16 protein-coding genes are annotated in these 16,823 nt (G+C 64.0%); 7 read left to right on the top strand and 9 right to left on the bottom strand.

Translation table 11 applies throughout. From position 1 onward, the window contains the following. Nucleotides 1-180 precede the first annotated feature (180 nt). The 3 genes from dxs to IV454_RS13475 are packed head-to-tail and all read right to left on the bottom strand — an operon-like array spanning nt 181 to nt 3,197. Nucleotides 181-2,049: a 1-deoxy-D-xylulose-5-phosphate synthase gene (gene dxs / locus IV454_RS13485; protein ID WP_206091855.1), complete on the bottom strand. Its 1,869-nt coding sequence runs from the start codon at nt 2,047-2,049 to the stop codon at nt 181-183. Then, nucleotides 2,050-2,940 (bottom strand): polyprenyl synthetase family protein, encoded by an 891-nt coding sequence (locus IV454_RS13480; RefSeq protein WP_206091854.1) that lies wholly within the window; start codon nt 2,938-2,940, stop codon nt 2,050-2,052. After that, entirely contained in the window at nt 2,937-3,197 is a 261-nt protein-coding gene (locus IV454_RS13475) for an exodeoxyribonuclease VII small subunit (RefSeq protein ID WP_054266369.1), read from the bottom strand. The genes IV454_RS13480 and IV454_RS13475 overlap by 4 nt, the downstream gene beginning before the upstream one ends. A gap of 314 nt (nt 3,198-3,511) precedes the next feature. Between IV454_RS13475 and IV454_RS13470 the strand changes: the two genes are divergently transcribed. The 4 genes from IV454_RS13470 to IV454_RS13455 are packed head-to-tail and all read left to right on the top strand — an operon-like array spanning nt 3,512 to nt 7,326. Next, nucleotides 3,512-4,612 (top strand): aromatic ring-hydroxylating oxygenase subunit alpha, encoded by a 1,101-nt coding sequence (locus IV454_RS13470; protein WP_206091853.1) that lies wholly within the window; start codon nt 3,512-3,514, stop codon nt 4,610-4,612. 10 nt (nt 4,613-4,622) lie between these two features. Further along, a complete protein-coding gene (locus IV454_RS13465; protein WP_206091852.1) occupies nt 4,623-5,525 on the top strand; it encodes a DMT family transporter in 903 nt (300 codons plus the stop codon). Nucleotides 5,526-5,542: 17 nt separating this feature from the next. Beyond that, nucleotides 5,543-6,466, top strand: coding sequence for a DMT family transporter (locus IV454_RS13460; RefSeq protein ID WP_206091851.1), 924 nt, complete (start codon nt 5,543-5,545; stop codon nt 6,464-6,466). 8 nt (nt 6,467-6,474) lie between these two features. Next, on the top strand, nt 6,475-7,326 hold the full coding sequence (locus IV454_RS13455; protein WP_206091850.1) for a sulfurtransferase: 852 nt from the start codon (nt 6,475-6,477) through the stop codon (nt 7,324-7,326). 58 nt (nt 7,327-7,384) lie between these two features. Here the strand turns inward: IV454_RS13455 and IV454_RS13450 are convergent, their stop codons facing one another. The 6 genes from IV454_RS13450 to polA all read right to left on the bottom strand — a co-directional run bounded on the left by IV454_RS13450 (nt 7,385) and on the right by polA (nt 14,135). Continuing rightward, nucleotides 7,385-8,179: a UCP032817 domain-containing protein gene (locus tag IV454_RS13450; RefSeq protein WP_206091849.1), complete on the bottom strand. Its 795-nt coding sequence runs from the start codon at nt 8,177-8,179 to the stop codon at nt 7,385-7,387. Between the two features lie 117 nt (nt 8,180-8,296). Then, nucleotides 8,297-8,569 (bottom strand): beta/gamma crystallin-related protein, encoded by a 273-nt coding sequence (locus IV454_RS13445; protein ID WP_206091848.1) that lies wholly within the window; start codon nt 8,567-8,569, stop codon nt 8,297-8,299. Nucleotides 8,570-8,649: 80 nt separating this feature from the next. Beyond that, the gene (locus tag IV454_RS13440) at nt 8,650-8,916 is read right to left on the bottom strand and encodes a beta/gamma crystallin-related protein (protein ID WP_082692394.1); all 267 of its coding nucleotides are present in this window, start codon (nt 8,914-8,916) and stop codon (nt 8,650-8,652) included. A 275-nt stretch (nt 8,917-9,191) separates the two neighbouring features. Beyond that, nucleotides 9,192-9,941, bottom strand: coding sequence for a ZIP family metal transporter (locus IV454_RS13435; protein ID WP_181002797.1), 750 nt, complete (start codon nt 9,939-9,941; stop codon nt 9,192-9,194). A 158-nt stretch (nt 9,942-10,099) separates the two neighbouring features. After that, nucleotides 10,100-11,356 (bottom strand): DUF4382 domain-containing protein, encoded by a 1,257-nt coding sequence (locus IV454_RS13430; protein WP_206091847.1) that lies wholly within the window; start codon nt 11,354-11,356, stop codon nt 10,100-10,102. A gap of 34 nt (nt 11,357-11,390) precedes the next feature. Continuing rightward, nucleotides 11,391-14,135 carry a DNA polymerase I gene (polA, locus tag IV454_RS13425; protein ID WP_206091846.1) on the bottom strand — a complete coding sequence of 915 codons (2,745 nt, stop codon included), beginning with the start codon at nt 14,133-14,135 and terminating at the stop codon, nt 11,391-11,393. A gap of 434 nt (nt 14,136-14,569) precedes the next feature. Here polA and IV454_RS13420 point away from each other — a divergent pair, with 434 nt between their 5' ends. The 3 genes from IV454_RS13420 to IV454_RS13410 all read left to right on the top strand — a co-directional run bounded on the left by IV454_RS13420 (nt 14,570) and on the right by IV454_RS13410 (nt 16,806). Beyond that, the gene (locus tag IV454_RS13420) at nt 14,570-14,998 is read left to right on the top strand and encodes a hypothetical protein (RefSeq protein ID WP_054266359.1); all 429 of its coding nucleotides are present in this window, start codon (nt 14,570-14,572) and stop codon (nt 14,996-14,998) included. Nucleotides 14,999-15,076: 78 nt separating this feature from the next. Next, a complete protein-coding gene (locus IV454_RS13415) occupies nt 15,077-16,036 on the top strand; it encodes a homoserine kinase (protein WP_206091845.1) in 960 nt (319 codons plus the stop codon). Then, nucleotides 16,033-16,806 (top strand): BPSS1780 family membrane protein, encoded by a 774-nt coding sequence (locus IV454_RS13410; protein ID WP_206091844.1) that lies wholly within the window; start codon nt 16,033-16,035, stop codon nt 16,804-16,806. Before IV454_RS13415 ends, IV454_RS13410 begins: the two co-directional genes overlap by 4 nt. Nucleotides 16,807-16,823: the final 17 nt, after the last annotated feature.

The raw sequence follows: 16,823 nt of genomic DNA, 5'->3' as shown, positions 1-16,823 counted from the left end.
AAGAGTAAATCGTTTAACTTGTTGGATATATAGCTGCGAATGAAACAGATTGTTTCGTGGATCGGACAAATAGGACGAGCGATCGACGCCTGGTTAGCATGCGCGCCCGAAACGACAACGCCAACCCGAAGGTTGGCGTTGGTCGTTGGCGGCGTCGCGCGGCGTTTCTTGCGAGGCGTGTCAGGTGTTGTTGACCACCAGGCGCGGCTCCGCTGCACCAAACCGCTGGCGGATCGACGCGGCGATTCCCTTGGCATCGAGTCCCACGCTGGCCAGCAAGGCCGCCGGGTCGCCATGGTCGATGAATTTGTCGGGCAGGCCGAGGATCAGCAGGGGTTTGAGGATGCCTTCGGCCGCCAGCGCCTCGGCCACCGCCGAACCGGCGCCGCCCATGACGGCGCCCTCTTCCACCGTCACCAGGTAGTCGTGCTCCTGCGCCAGGCGCTTGACCAGCTCCACGTCGAGCGGCTTGATGAAGCGCATATTGGCCACCGTCGCATCCAGCTCCTCGCCGGCGACGACGCTGCGCGCCACCATCGAGCCGAAGGCCAGGATCGCCACGCTCTTGCCTTCGCGTTTGATCTCGCCCTTGCCGATCGGGAGCGTTGTCAGTTCTTTTTCGATGACCGCGCCAATGCCGGCACCGCGCGGATAACGTACCGCCGCCGGCCCCTTGTACTGGTAGCCGGTGGTCAGCATCCGGCGGCATTCGTTTTCGTCCGACGCGGCCATGACGACCATGTTCGGAATGCAGCGCAGGTAAGCGATGTCGTAGTTGCCGGCGTGGGTGGCGCCGTCGGCGCCCACCAGACCCGCGCGGTCGAGCGCGAACAGCACGTCCAGGTTTTGCAGCGCCACGTCGTGAATCAGCTGGTCGTAGGCGCGCTGCAAAAAGGTCGAGTAGATCGCCACCACGGGTTTCAGGCCTTCGGTCGCCAGGCCGCCGGCGAAGGTCACCGAATGCTGCTCGGCGATGCCGACGTCGAAATAGCGGTCCGGGAACTGCTCTTCAAAGGCCACCATGCCTGAGCCTTCGCGCATGGCCGGCGTGATGCCGACCAGGCGCTTGTCGGCAGCGGCCATGTCGCACAGCCAGTTGCCGAACACTTCCGTGTAAGTGGTCTTGCCCGCCTTGGCCGGCAGGATGCCTTCGGTCGGATTGAACTTGCCCGGCCCGTGGTACAGCACCGGATCGGCTTCGGCCAGCTTGTAGCCCTGCCCTTTTTTGGTCACCACGTGCAAAAATTGCGGACCCTTGAGCTTCTTGATGTTTTCCAGGGTAGGGATCAGCGAATCCAGGTCATGACCGTCGATCGGGCCGATGTAGTTGAAGCCGAATTCCTCGAACATCGTGGCCGGGACCACCATGCCCTTGGCGTGTTCCTCGAAGCGCTTGGCCAGTTCCAGCACGGGACCGGGCAGCACCGACTTGCCGACGTTCTTGGCGGCCGCGTAGAACTGTCCCGACATCAGGCGCGCCAGGTAGCGATTGAGCGCGCCCACCGGCGGCGAGATCGACATGTCGTTGTCGTTCAAGACCACCAGCAGGTTGATGTCTTCCTGTACGCCGGCGTTGTTGAGCGCCTCGAAGGCCATCCCGGCGGTCATGGAACCGTCGCCGATGACAGCGATCGCATGGCGCGACTCGCCCTTGATCTTGGCCGCCTGCGCCATGCCCAGCGCGGCCGAAATCGAGGTCGACGAGTGCGCCGTGCCGAAGGTGTCGTATTCGCTTTCGTCGCGCCGCGGGAAGCCCGAAATGCCGTTCAGCTGGCGCAGGCTGTGCATCTGCTCGCGCCGGCCCGTGAGGATCTTGTGCGAGTAGGTCTGGTGGCCCACATCCCACACGATGCGGTCATACGGCGTGTTGAACACATAGTGCAGCGCAATCGTCAGCTCCACCGTGCCCAGGTTGGACGAGAGGTGGCCGCCGGTCTTGGACACGGAATCGAGCAGGAAGTGGCGCAACTCGTGCGCCAGGGGCGTCAGTTGGGCGCGCGCCAGCTTGCGCAGTTCGGCCGGTTCGTTGATTGTCTCTAGCAAGTTCATTTACGCTTTCCGCTGCACGATCAGGTCCGCCAACTGGCGCAGCCGATCTGCTTTGTCACCAAACGGCGCGAGCGCGTCATGCGCATCGTTCCGCAATTTTTCTGCCAAGACCCTGGATGGTTCCAGGCCCAAAATCGATACATAGGTCGGCTTGTTGGCCGCCGCGTCCTTGCCCGCGGTCTTGCCAAGGGTGGCCGAATCGGCGGTCGCATCGAGCACGTCGTCGACCACCTGGAAGGCCAGCCCGATCGCTTTGGCGTACGTATCGAGCGCCGTCATCTGCGCGTCGCTCACATCACCGCCAGCCAGCGCGCCCAGCACCACCGAGGCGCGCAGCAAGGCGCCGGTTTTGAGCTGGTGCATCTGTTCGAGCTGCTCCAGGGTGAGGCTGATGCCGACGCTGTCCAGATCGATCGCCTGGCCGCCGCACATGCCGCTTGACCCGGCCGCGTGCGCGAGCAAACGCAGCATGGCGACCTGGCGCGCCGGCGGGATGTCCAGCCCTTCGGCCAGCACCAGGAAGGCTTGCGATTGCAGCGCGTCGCCCACCAGCAGCGCGGTCGCTTCGTCGTAGGCCACGTGCACGGTCGGTTTGCCGCGCCGCAGATCGTCGTCGTCCATGCACGGCATGTCGTCGTGGACCAGCGAATAGGCGTGGATCATTTCGACGGCGGCGGCGGCGCGCTCCAGGGTGCGCGCATCGGCGCCGGACAGCGCGCCGGCCGCGAACACCAGCAGCGGGCGTACCCGCTTGCCGCCGCCGAGCACCGTGTAGCGCATCGCGTCGTGCAGCTTGTGCGGAATCGCATCGGCCGCCGGCAGCAAGGCGTCCAGCGCCTGTTCCACCCGCGCCTGCACGGTTTTCATCCAGTCGTCGAAGGCGCCGCTCATTGCATGCCCTCGCCGGCGCCATCGGCCGCGAAGGGCTTGAGCATGTCGCCTTCGAGCACCTTGACCTGGGACTCGACTTTTTCAAGCTGCGCGGCGCAATAGCGCACCAGCTCCGAGCCGCGCGCGTACGCCGCCACCGATGCCTCCAGCGGCAACTGGCCGGCTTCCATCTGCGTGACCAGCTGCGCCAGTTCGGCCATGGCCTGTTCGAACGACTCCGGCGCAGCCGCGCTTTCCGCTATTAATTTCTTTGCCATAGTTACTTTATGTGAGTCCGCGGCATGCAACTTGTGCGCGGCGGGCCAGTCTAATCGCTTATTCTAGAACAATCCATCCTGACGGGTGGCGATTTGGCATTTTATCGCATTGAGGCTGGATCGATGAAAACCATGTTTTTCCCTCAACATTTACATCCGCCCACACCACATTCCCGTGCCAGACCAAGACGGCAGAGCCCGTTCCGCGCTATAATCTCCGGTTCTGTCCGAAATACCGTATTCCGCACTTAAAAATACTGGTCTTTGGATTCTTTCTCTTCTTTGGCTGATGCACATATAAAAGGGGGGTTGGGATGTCCGATCTGGCTACCCACGCCAAGCTGGCGCGCTCATGCGCGCAGCTTCCGGTAGATGCTTACTTTGATGAAGCGCTGTTACAGCGCGAAATGCAGCAATTGTTCCAGCATGGCCCGCGCTATGTCGGCCATACGCTGATGGTGCCCGAAACGGGAGACTTTGCCACGCTCGCTTCCGAGAATGAGGGCCGCATGCTGGTGCGCAACGCAAACGGGATCGAGGTCCTGTCGAATGTGTGCCGCCACCGCCAGGCCCTGATGTTCAACGGACGCGGCAATGCGAACAATATCGTCTGTCCGCTGCACCGCTGGACCTACGACCTCAAGGGTGAGCTGATCGGTGCGCCGCACTTCCCGGAAACGCCGTGCCTGAACCTGTCCAAGACGCCGCTCCAGGAGTGGAATGGCTTGCTGTTCGAGCAGAACGGCTACAACGTCATGGAAAAACTGGCGGGCCTGTCGGTGACCGGGGATTTCGATTTTTCGGGCTATATGTTCGACCATGTCGAGGTGCAGACCTGTAATTACAACTGGAAGACTTTCATCGAAGTCTACCTGGAGGATTACCACGTCGAGCCGTTCCACGCGGGGCTGGGCGGCTTTGTCAGCTGCGACGACCTGAGCTGGGAATTCGGGCGCGATTACAGCGTGCAGACGGTCGGCGTGAACCGCGGCCTGGGCAAGGCCGGTTCGCCCATCTACCAGCGCTGGCAGGAGCAGGTGCTCAAGTTCCGCGGCGGCGTGCCGCCCGATAAGGGCGCGATCTGGTTCACCTTGTACCCGAACATCATGGTCGAATGGTATCCGCACGTGCTGATCGTCTCGACCCTGTGGCCGGACGGCCCGCAAAAGACGCGCAACGTGGTCGAGTTCTACTATCCCGAAGAAATCGTGCTGTTCGAGCGCGACTTCATCGAGGCCGAGCGCGCCGCCTACATGGAAACCTGCGTCGAAGACGATGAAATCGCCATGCGCATGGACGCCGGCCGCCGCATCCTGATGGCGCGCGGCGTCAGCGAGGTGGGACCGTACCAGTCACCGATGGAAGACGGCATGCAGCATTTCCACGAGTGGTACCGCAGCAGCCTGGCGCTGTAGACGCCGACCGATGGCCGCGCTCTGGATCCTGCTGGCGAGCTTCCTGTTCTCGCTCATGGGCGCGGCCGTGAAGCTGGCCTCGAGCGAGTATTCGGTGGCCGAAATCGTGTTCTACCGCGGCCTGGTCGGCATCATCCTCCTGTATTTTTTCATACGCCACCAGGGCGGCAGGCTGCGCACCGAACATCTGGGCGGGCATCTGTGGCGCGGCGCCATCGGCGTGGTGTCGCTGTGGATGTGGTTTTACGCGGCCACCAAGCTGCCGCTGGCCACCGCCGTCACCCTCAATTACATGTCGCCCATCTGGACCGCGGTGGCGCTGATGGGCTTCGCCTGGTGGCGGGGCAAGGAGCGCGTCGCCCCGCCCCTGCTGCTGGCCATCGGCGTCAGTTTCGGCGGCGTGATCCTGGCCCTGCGCCCGGCCTTCGAGGCGCAGCAGTGGTTCGGCGCGCTCATGGCGCTGGTGTCCGGCATGCTGGCCGCCATCGCCTACACCATGGTGCGGCGCCTGAGCCGCGCCGGCGAACCGGAATACCGGGTGGTGTTTTATTTTTTGGCGGTGAACATCGCAGCCGGCCTGGCCGGCAGCCTGCTGCCGGGCGGCTCGCCCGACAGCGCCGCCTGGCATGCGCACTCGGCGCGCGGCGCCGCCCTGCTGCTGTTCATCGGCGCCTCCGGCGTGTTCGCCCAGATGGCGCTCACGCGCGCCTGGCGCACCGGCAAGGTGCTGGTGGTGGCCAACCTGCAGTACACCGGCATCGTGTTTTCCAGCCTCTGGGGCATCCTGATCTGGCACGATGTCTTCGACTGGCATGTCTGGTTCGGCATGGCGCTGATCCTCGCTTCCAGCATCGCCGCCACTTTCTACAATACCGTGACTGAAAAACGCGCCGCCGCCGGCACCGGCGACTGAACACAATTAGGGAAACCATGGCGTCACTGTGGATGTTATTTGCCAGCTTCGCCTTCGCCGCCATGGGCGCGGCCGTGAAACTGGCGTCAAGCGTGTATTCGACGTCCGAAATCGTCATGTACCGGGGCCTGGTCGGCACCGTCATGCTGCTCATCATGGTCAAGCACCAGGGACTGACCCTGCGCACCGTGTTCGTCAAGGATCACCTGTGGCGCAGTTTCGTGGGCGTGGTGTCGCTGTGGATGTGGTTTTTCGCGATCGGCAAACTGCCGCTGGCTACCGCCGTCACCCTCAATTACATGGCGCCGATCTGGATCGCCGCCTTCCTGTTCTGCGCCGGCTGGTGGCACGCCAAGGACCACGTCGAGTGGCCGCTGATCGTGGCCGTGATCATGAGCTTCGTCGGCGTCACCCTGGTGCTGCAGCCGGCCATCGCCGCCAACCAGTGGCTGGGCGGCGCCGTCGGCTTGCTCTCGAGCGTGCTCTCGGCGATGGCCTACATGCAGGTGCGGCGCCTGGGCCAGCTGGGCGAACCGGAGTTCCGCGTGGTGTTTTATTTTTCGGCGATGACCGCCAGCGCCGGCCTGGCCGGCACCCTGCTGGAGGGGCGCGGCGCCGGCGTGCCGTTATTCACGGCGCATACCTTGTACAGCGCCGGCCTGCTGCTGGCCATTGGCGTGTCCGCCTTGTTCGCGCAGATCGCCATGACGCGCGCCTACCGCATCGGCAAGGTGCTGGTGGTGGCCAACCTGCAGTACACCGGCATCGTCTTTTCCAGCCTGTGGGGCATGCTGTTGTGGGGTGACCGCTTCAGCTGGTACGTTTGGCTCGGCATGGCGGTGATTCTTGTGTCGGGCATCGCCGCGACGTTTTACAATACCCAAAGCACGCCGCGCGGCACCGCCGTCAGCAAGACCGATCCCATCGCAAGCGAACTTTAAGGACGCCCATGTACACGACACTGATCTCCGCAGCCGACCTGGCCGGCCATATCGACAACCCATCGTGGGTCATCGTCGACTGCCGCCATGACCTGATGAACCTGGCCGCCGGGCGCGAGGCCTACGCCGCCGGCCATCTGCCGCACGCCCTGTTCGCCGATATCGAAACCGAGCTGTCCGGCGCCAAGCGCGGCGCCGACGGCGTTTTCCGAGGGCGCCATCCGCTGCCGGTGCGCGCCGACCTGGTCGAGACCCTGCGCAGCTGGGGCATCGACGACGACAGCCAGGTCGTGGCCTACGACGCCCACGGCGGCATGTTCGCGGCGCGCCTGTGGTGGATGCTGCGTTGGGTCGGCCATCCGGCGGTGGCGGTGCTCGACGGCGGCCTGGCTGCATGGCAGGCGGCCGGACTGGCGCTGTCGACGGCCCCGCAATCGCCACGCAGCGGCACCATCACCGAACGCGCGCCGCTGGTGACGACCGTCTCGGCGGCCGACGTCCTCGATAACATCAAGGGCGGCAAGCGGGTAGTGATCGACGCGCGCGCGGCCGACCGCTTCCGCGGCGAGAACGAGACCATCGATCCGGTCGGCGGCCATATTCCGGGCGCGAAAAACCACTTCTTCAAGGATAACCTGGAGCCGGACGGGCGCTTCAAGGATGCGGCCCAGCTCAAGGCCGAACTGGCGCCGCTGGTGGGTAAGCCGCAGGACGCCATCATGCAGTGCGGATCGGGCGTGACCGCCTGCCACAACCTGCTGGCGCTGGAAGTGGCCGGGCTGCCCGGCGCCGCGCTGTATCCGGGTTCGTGGAGCGAATGGTGCGCCGATCCGGCACGCCCGGTAGCCACCGGGACGTAACCCAGCGGCGCGGCGCCCTTCCCGGCTGGCGACACCCGGATCGCCGGCGCCGCGCGGATCAGTCGCCGCCCCCGCCGCAGCCCCCACCGCAGCCGGCGTCGCCCCCGCCGTCGCTTGCGCCCACGTCAGCGCCCATGTCAGCACCGGTGCCGCAGCCCCCCTCGCTGTCGCCGCTGCCGCTGCTGCCGCGCCCTCCCCTCGCGCCGGTCGTGCGCGCGTGGCGGCGGTACTCGTCATCGCTGATCAGGCCCGCAACCAGCAACAGTTCCGGCGACAGGCTCTGGACATACGCCGGCACGCCGATCGCGCGCCCGCGCGGATCGAGCGCCAGCGAGGCCACCTGGCCGTTGAACAGCAGGTAGCCGCAACCGCCCGGCATGGCCAGCATGCGGTCCAAGGCGAACAGGCGCGGCAAGTTAGGCCCGGCCACCGGCATGCGCTCGATCCTGCGCGCACGCACCAGGCACACGGCCAGCGCGCGCTGCAGGCCGTCCTTCATGTCGATCGCTTCCACGTGCGGGATGACTGTTCCGAAATGCTTGCGGCAAAACGCATTCAGGCCGGTGGGCGAGAGGCGCATCCAGGCGTGCCACACCGAATCGGCCGCCATCGACGGCAAGCCGCACGGCATGCCGCTGTCGCGCACGCAGTCGAAAAACGCCATCAAGCCTTCGGCGGCGCGGGCGAAAAAAAAGGCATCCTGGGGGATGCCTTTGAATTCGTGCTGCGCCGTGCGCTTCCAGAAGGGATACAAGGTGGCGGGAAGGTCGGCCATTTCGGCCCGGTACGGCGATCGATGCGTGATCCGGGCGGCGCGATAGGTGTTGAGGTGATTCACTACGTTGCTGAGCATGGTCATCTTCTCCTTTTTTGTTTTTGTGATGCGCCCAGCCTCGCATATTTTTGTGACAGCTTGATGACAAACGCATGCAAGTGCCGAACATTGCGCTGGCCATGGATCGCGGCCCGGTCAGGCCGCCATCAGTCGCACGGACGAGATGGAATCATTCGGGATACCCGCCGCTTCGACCCAGGTATAGCGGCCAGGTCCGAACACACACGAGGCCGGTCCGCGATAATTGCTGTCGCGGTAAACCTTCCAGCGTCCCGATACCACCACGAACGACGATACCCTGTCATTGAAAAAATGCTTGTCCGGCGCACTCAAATTCGGCTCCGAACCATACAGATGCTTCTCGCGGCCCCGGAAATTGCTATGTTCAGATAGCACGACTTCAGCCATATATCCTCTTTGCCCGGTTACAGGCGGCACGCACCGTTCCTGTCACGCCGGGGCGCATGCCGCCCTGTCGGCTACCCCGCTTACAGCAAGCGGACCGACGAAATGGAATCGTTCGGCACATTCACCGCTTCGACCCAGTTATAACGGCCCGGCCCGAATACCTGCGACCCCGGTCCCTGGAAATTGCTATCGCGGTAGAACTGCCAGCGGCCCGACAGCACGACGAACGAAGAAACTTTATCGTTGAAAAAATTATCGTCGGGGGCATTCAGATTCGTTTCAGAAGCGAACAAATGTTTATGAGCGCCGTGATAATTAGCGTGTTCAAACAGGACGATTTCAGCCATATATCCTCCCAAACTGGCTGCGAGGCTAAGAAGGTGGTCTCGCTTCACCGGCTTGCTACTTCAACCTTCAGCATAAAAGACGCTGGCGAGCCGGGCAATAGCGCGGACTTGACCGGGACTAAAGGCAGGCGCATTACCGCGCCTGGTGTATAACAGAGGGAAATTAGATAGCCGGGCCGACATTATTTCAATTGCCGGCGGCAAGCGTGGGACGCAAGCGTGGGACGCAAGCGCGCGACGCAAGCGCATAATGGCAAGCATTGCCGCTCCGACCTTCAGTGTCCGCGCGTGAGAAACAACACCATCAGCACGCCCACGCCGATCAGCAACACTTGCGGCACGGATTCGCGCACCGTGGCGCGGCGTTGCATCTGCGGCATTAAATCGCTGACGGCAATGTACAGGAAGCCCGAGGAGGCGAACACCAGCACATACGGAATCAGACCGCTGGCGCGGTCCAGGGTGAAATAACCGAGCAAACCGCCGGCCACGGCCATCAGGCTGCACAGCAGGTTGAACAGATAGGCGCGGGTGCGCGAAAAGCCGGCGTTGAGCAAGACGATGAAGTCGCCGATTTCCTGCGGGATTTCATGGGCGATGATGGCCAGCCCGGTGACGATGCCCAGTTCCGGATTGGCCAGGAAGGCCGCGGCGATCAGGATGCCGTCGGTGAAATTGTGCATGCCATCGCCCACCAGGATCATCCAGCCGGCCTTGCCGGCCTCGCGCTTGTCGTGTCCGTGGGCATGGTGATGACCGTCGCCTTCGTGATGGTGCGAATGGCGCAGGATGGCGAATTTTTCCAGCATGAAAAATGCAAGCAATCCGCCCAGTAAGGTGGCGAACAGGCTGCGCACGTCGGCGCCCGACTCGAACGCTTCCGGCAAGGCATGCAGGAGCGAGGTCGACAGCATGATCCCGACCGACAGGCTGACCATGCGCTCGACCATTTTCGAGAGCAAGGCGAACGAAAACACGGCAGCGGCGGAAATGCTGAGTACACCCCCGATGGTGGTTGCCAGCAGGATGGAAATGAGGGTCGAATCGATTTTGAAGCCTCTTGAACGACACTTGCGAGTATCGCAAGCCCGGCATTGTACCGCTCCGGGCCGCCAGCCGCCCGGTTCGGTGCACCCTGCCGGCGGCGCGTCCAGGACGCGCCGCCGGCAGGGTGGCAAACCCCTTACTGCGTCAGTTGCAGGTTGACATCAGCCTTGTCGCCGGCTGCCACATCGACCACGGACACCGTCTTGAAAACATAACCGGTAGCGAGCGCATCGACGCGGTAACCGCCCACGCCCTGGACCGGGACGACCGGGCCGAAGGTCAGCGGCAGGGAAGCACCGTAACTGGCGTACTGCGGCGCGGCGACCGGCAGTGCGCTGACCGAGTACGCGCCGCCGGCGCCGGCATCGCGCCCCTGGATCACCACGGTCTTGCCCGCGGCAATTGTCTGCAGCACTTTGACATACGGCTTGACCGTGGCCGACACTGGCGACAGGGTGACCGTGCCGCTGATGGTGCGCGTCAGGCTGACCGGCAGGTTGATTGGCGCGGCCGCCGTGCTGACCGCCGTGGTGCCGGTGGTGCTCGCGACCGGCACGGAGCCGATCACGGCCGCCCCGCGGCCCGCGCCGACGAAGACGATATCGTAGGCGCCCGGGGCCAGGCGGCTGAGCGCAAACGCGCCGGTGGCCGGATCGGCGACGGTGCTGCCGATCACGTTGCCGTTCTGCTGGGCGCTCACCACCACGCCATCGCGCGCGAAGACGGTGCTGACAAAACCGGTGATGCCGTTGGCCGTGCTCGGCACGACGTTCACCACGGGCGCGAGCAGATAGCCGCCAGCCGCCTTGGTGACGACCGAGCGGCAGGCGTCGAAGTCGAGCACCAGGCCATAGGTCTGGCCGGCCACGACGTCGAAATTGCTGGCGATCTGAATGCCCGACTGGATCGCGGCCGGGGTTTCCAGGGTCGTCTCGGTCTTGGTGGCGGTTGGGATGACGGTGTTGGCCATGCCGGCGCCGGTATTCGGGTCGAGCACCAGGCGCACCTGGCTGTAGTGGCCGGACGGCACCGGGGTCGTGCCGAGCGGCTCGAGCACGCCGTTGGTCAGATTGAGCAGATTGATCTTGCGCGCCGGGGCCAGCACCACCTCGGACCAGCCGCTGTCGGCATCGGCCGCGCTGGCGCTCTGGTGCACGCGCACCTTGCTGACGCTGACGTTGACGGCATCGAAACCGCAGGCCGGCGCATCGGTCAGCGACACGCTCAGGGTGCCGGAAGTGCCGCCCAGCGCCGGCGGCGTGCCGCTACCGTTGCCGGTGGTGCCGTTAGTGCGGTTGATGCCGGGGCTGCCGCCACCGCCGCCGCAGGCAGTCAGCGCCAGGGCGGCCAATACGGTGCTTGCCGCGCCAAGGCGGATAAATGTGCTCTTCATCGTTCCCTCTTTCAGTAGGTATTTATATAAATTATTAGTGTGCTTCGTCCCAGTTTTTGCCAATACCCACCTCGGCCAGCAAGGGCACCTTCAGGGCCGCCACACCCGCCATCAATTGCGGCAGCCGGGTCTTGACCAGCTCCAGTTCCGCCTGCGGCACTTCGAGCACGAGTTCATCGTGCACCTGCATGATCATACGCGTGGCCAGCTTGTCGGCCTCCAGCCAGTCCTGCACCGCAATCATGGCCAGCTTGATCAGATCGGCCGCCGTGCCCTGCATCGGCGCGTTGATCGCGGCCCGTTCCGCGCCCTGGCGGCGCGGCCCGTTCGGCGAATTAATCTCCGGCAGCCACAGGCGCCGTCCGAACACGGTTTCGACATAGCCGCGCGCCTTGGCCTGCATGCGCGTGTCTTCCATGTACTGGCGCACGCCGGAAAAGCGCGCGAAGTACTTGTCGATATAATTTTGCGCCGCCGCGCGTTCGATGCCCAGGTTGGAGGCCAGCCCGAAGGCGCTCATGCCGTAGATCAGGCCGAAGTTGATGACCTTCGCATAGCGGCGCTGCTCGCCCTGCACCTCGGCCGGAGGCACGCCGAAGATTTCGGCGGCGGTGGCGCGGTGGATATCCTCGCCCTCGGCAAAAGCGCGCAGCATGGCCGCGTCTTCCGAAATATGGGCCATGATGCGCAGCTCGATCTGCGAATAGTCGGCCGACACGATCACGTTGCCTGGACCGGCGATGAAGGCTTCGCGGATGCGGCGTCCTTCGGCGGTGCGGATCGGGATGTTCTGCAGATTCGGCTCGTTCGACGACAGGCGCCCCGTCACCGCCACCGCCTGCGCGTAGTTGGTGTGCACGCGGCCGGTGTCGCGGTTGACCATCTTGGGCAGCTTGTCGGTGTAGGTCGACTTGAGCTTGGACATGCCGCGGTATTCGAGCAGGATTTTCGGCAGCGGGAAATCCTCGGCCAGCTTTTGCAGCACTTCCTCGTCGGTCGAGGGCGCGCCGCTCGGCGTCTTCTTGATGACCGGCAGCTGCAGCTTGCCGAAGAAAATCTCGCCGATCTGCTTGGGCGAACCGAGATTGAACGGACCGCCGGCCAGCTCGTACGCCTTCTGTTCGAGCTCCATGATGCGCGCACCGAGTTCGCCCGACTGCACGTTCAACAGTTCGGCATCGATCAGCACCCCGTTGCGCTCGATCTTGTGCAGCACCACGGAAGTAGGCAGCTCGATCTGGCGGTAGATGAAATGGAGCTTGTCGTCGCTCTCGACATGGCCCTTCATGGCCTGGTGCAGGCGCAGGGTGATGTCGGAATCCTCGGCCGCGTATTCGGTCGCGCGCTCAAGGTCCACCTGGTCGAAGCAGATCTGGCCGGCGCCCTTGCCGCATACCTCGGTGAAGGGAATCGTGGTGTAGCCCAGGTGGCGCAAGGCCATGCTGTCCATGTCGTGCGGCTTGTGCGACTCGAACACATAGGATTCGAGCAGGGTATCGTGCACGATCCCGCGCAGGGTCACGCCGTGGTTGGCGAAAATGTGGCTGTCGTACTTGAGGTTCTGGCCCAGCTTCGGCTTGGACGCATCTTCCAGCCAGCCCTTCATGCGCGCCAGGACCGCCTCGCGGTTCAATTGTTCGGGCACGCCCGCGTAGCGGTGCGCCAGCGGGATATAGGCGCCCTTGCCCGCTTCGACCGACAGCGAAATGCCGACCATCTGCGCCGTCATCGGGTCGAGCGAGGTGGTTTCGGTATCGACCGAGGTCAGTTCGGCGGCATCGACCAGCGCCAGCCAGCGTTCCAGGTCGGCCTCGGTGACCACGGTTTCGTATTCGCCGCGCATGACCGGCACCACCGCGCCGGGGAACAGGTCGCCCTCGGGAGAATTGAGCAGCGCGCGCGGGGCGCCCTCGTCGTCGCGCTGGACCACTTCGCGCAGCAAGGTCTTGAAGCCGTAACGCTCGAAGAAGGCTTTCAGGGCTTCCTTGTTTTCCGGCTGCGCCACCAGGGTGTCGGCGATCGACGCCATGTGCGCGGCCAGGTCGCAATCGGTCTTGACGGTGATCAGGGCGCGGCCCTGCGGCAGCCAGGGGAGCGCCTGGCGCAGGTTCTCGCCGACCGCGCCGCCGATGGATGCCGCGTTGGCGATCACGCCATCGAGGCTGTCGTGCAGCGCCAGCCACTTGAGGGCGGTCTTGGGGCCGCACTTGGCCACGCCGGGGATATTGTCGACCGTATCGCCGATGAGCGTGAGGTAATCGATGATGCGGTTGGGCGGCACGCCGAACTTGGCCAGCACGCCGGCTTCGTCGAGCTTCTCGTTGCTCATCGTGTTAATCAGGGTGACCTTGTCGTTGACCAGCTGCGCCAGGTCCTTGTCGCCGGTGGAGACGACGGTGTTCATGCCCAGGCTCGATGCCAGGACCGACAGGGTGCCGATGACATCGTCGGCCTCGACCCCGTCGACCATCAGGATCGGCCAGCCCATGTGGCGCACCACCTCGTGGATCGGCTCGATTTGCAGGCGCAGGTCGTCCGGCATGGACGCGCGCGTGGCCTTGTACTTCGGATACATATCGTCGCGAAAAGTCTTGCCCTTGGCATCGAACACGCAAGCGATGTAAGCGGCCGGATAATCCTGGCGCAGGCGGCGCAGCATATTGACCATGCCGTGCATGGCGCCGGTGGGATGGCCGTCCGGGCTGCGCAGGTCAGGCAGGGCGTGAAAAGCACGGTACAGATAACTGGAACCGTCGACTAACAGCAGGGTATTTTGCATAGTGCCAAAAATGAGGTTGAGCCGGGACAGGAGCGGGCGCGGCAGCGTACCGGTCATTATCGCAGAAAGCGCGGCTGGCCCGAAGCGCGAAGCGCCTGTAAATCTCTCCCCTAACCGGGGTCTGACCTCTGATTAGCAATTTTTGCGTTTCCTAACCGGGGTCTGACCTCTGATTAGCAATTTTTGCGTTTCCCAACCGAGGTCTGACCCCGCTTGGGAAACTTTTGGCGCCGATTCCTTGCAAAACCACGTGCTTTCCTGGGTTTTGCTCGGTTTTGCAATGTTCAGAGGCATTTGTTGCTAATCAGAGGTCTGACCCCGGTTGTAGGAGGTGGAGGCGGGCGGTAGGAATCGCGATGGCTTGGACGATGTGTTTTCACAGGCAGGGCGGGGGTTTGTTACAATGGTTCACACGATCATAAGGCGACCCTATCATGCTGCGCACTTCTTCTCTCTTCCGTATCCTGGCTCTGTGCCTGCTGGCCCACGCGAACCTGGCCGGCGCCCAGCAATCCAAGCCGAGCGACGCCCCGCCCAAGCTCGAACGCCTCGACGACAGCAACTTGGCGCCTGTCACTCCCGCAGCCCCCGCGCCGCGCGCGAACGAGCCGAAGATCACCGAAAAACGCGAGGGCGGCCGCACCACGGAAGTCAAGGTCAAAACCGGCAAGAGCAGCTATACGATGAAGGGCAGCAATCCCGCCGGCGGCAGTTCGAGCGGCGACGCCAGCGGCTCGACCCTGCGCGCGCCGCAATGGACGGTCGGGGAATTCGACCTGAACAAGAAGAAGAAAGCCGCCAGCGAGGCCGCCGCCGACAAAGAGACGGCACCGGTGCCCCCACCGCCCGCTCCAGCCAAGTAAACCGCCCCATCCGCCCGCGCGCATCCCCTTGCGCGCGCGTTCCGATATCGACCGACTCACCTTACCCTTCGCTTGCACATGGCAGTTTTTACCGCGGTCAGCCTGGATGACCTCACCTTGTTGTTGAAGAAATTTCCATTAGGAAATGCCATCGCCATCAAAGGGATCAGTTCCGGCATCGAAAACAGCAATTTCTTCATCGATACGGCGCGCGGCGAGTACGTGCTGACCATTTTCGAGAACCTCAGTTTCGCGCAGTTGCCGTTTTATCTGCAGCTGATGCGCCATCTGGCCGAGCGCGGCGTGCTGGTGCCGGCCCCGGTGCCGGACGAGTCGGGCGAGCTGGTGGTGCCGCTGCACGGCAAGCCGGCCGCCATCGTCAGCAAACTCGAAGGCGCGTCGCAAATGGCGCCGCAGCCGGTCCATTGCGCCGCCGTCGGCGCGATGCTCGCGAAGATGCATCTGGCCGCGCGCGACTTTCCACTTCAGCAGCCGAATCTGCGCGGCCTGGACTGGTGGAACGAGACCACGCCGCTGGTATTGCCTTTCCTCGACGAGCGCAATGCCCACCTGCTGCGCGCCGAAATGCATTTCCAGAGCGCCTTCGCGGCATGCGATCATTACCACCGGCTCGCGCGCGGACCGGTCCACGCTGACCTGTTCCGCAATAATGTGATGTTCGTCGGCGAGCGCCTGACCGGCTTTTTCGATTTCTATTTCGCCGGCTGCGACACCTGGCTGTTCGACGTGGCCGTCACCGTCAACGATTGGTGCATCGACCTCGATACCGGCGTGCTCGATAGTGCCCGCGTGCGCGCCCTGCTCGACGCCTACCACGCGCTGCGTCCGTACACGGCCGACGAGCAGGCTGCCTGGCAGCCCATGCTGCGCGCCGCCGCGCTGCGCTTCTGGCTCTCGCGCCTGTACGACCTCTACCTGCCGCGCGAAGCCGAAATACTGACCCCGCACGATCCGACCCATTTCGAACGCATCCTGCGCGAGCGCATCGCTACCCCGGCCCCGGAATTGTTCGCATGAGCCGCCTTCCCGCCATCACCGGATGGCTCTGGATCAAGCAGGGCTTCATCCTGTTCCGCAAGCAGCCGGCGATCCTCACGATGCTGCTGTTCGCCACCCTGCTGTTCAGCCTGGCCTTGAGCGCGATTCCCCTGCTCGGGCAAATGATCACGATGGTGCTGGTGCCCTCGTTCAGCGTGGCGATCCTGCAAGCCTGCAAGCTGATCGCGCAAGACCAGCCGGTCACCCCCGCCGTGCTGCTGACGGGAATGCGCCAGCCGGCCTTGCGCCGCCTGTGCAAGCTGGGCCTGATTTACCTGGCCTTGTCGATCCTGCTCGGCGTGCTGCTGGCGCTGATGGTGTCGCCCGAATTCATCAAGCAGATGAGCATGCCGCTGGCCGAGCGCGCCAACCTGAAAATCAGCACGGCCGACATGCAGGCGGTGCTGCTGACGGGCTTGTTGCAAAGCCTGGCGCTGCTGGCGCTGTGCTTTGCGCCGGCGCTGACTTACTGGCAGCAGATGTCACCGGGCAAGGCGACCTTTTACAGCGTCTTCGGCATCATCGGGGCGATCCGTCCATTCATGGTGATGCTGCTGGCGTGGAGCGCCATGTTTTTCGGCAGCGCGATCGCGGTCATGCTGCTGCTCGGCGACAGCCAGGGCGGACGGATTGCCGTCATCTGGCTGATGCTGCAGTTCGTGCTGCTGCTGCAGTGCGCGATTTTTTGCAGCTACCGGCAAATCTTCGGCGACCCGTCGCTGCTGCCGACCGACGCGGCGCTCAGGTAGCCAGGCCAGCGGACGGG

This window comes from Massilia antarctica, assembly GCF_015689335.1.
GTDB lineage: Bacteria > Pseudomonadota > Gammaproteobacteria > Burkholderiales > Burkholderiaceae_D > Telluria_A > Telluria_A antarctica.
The sequence above is the reverse complement of the archived record's forward strand: the minus strand, read 5'-3'. Positions and strand labels throughout refer to the sequence as shown.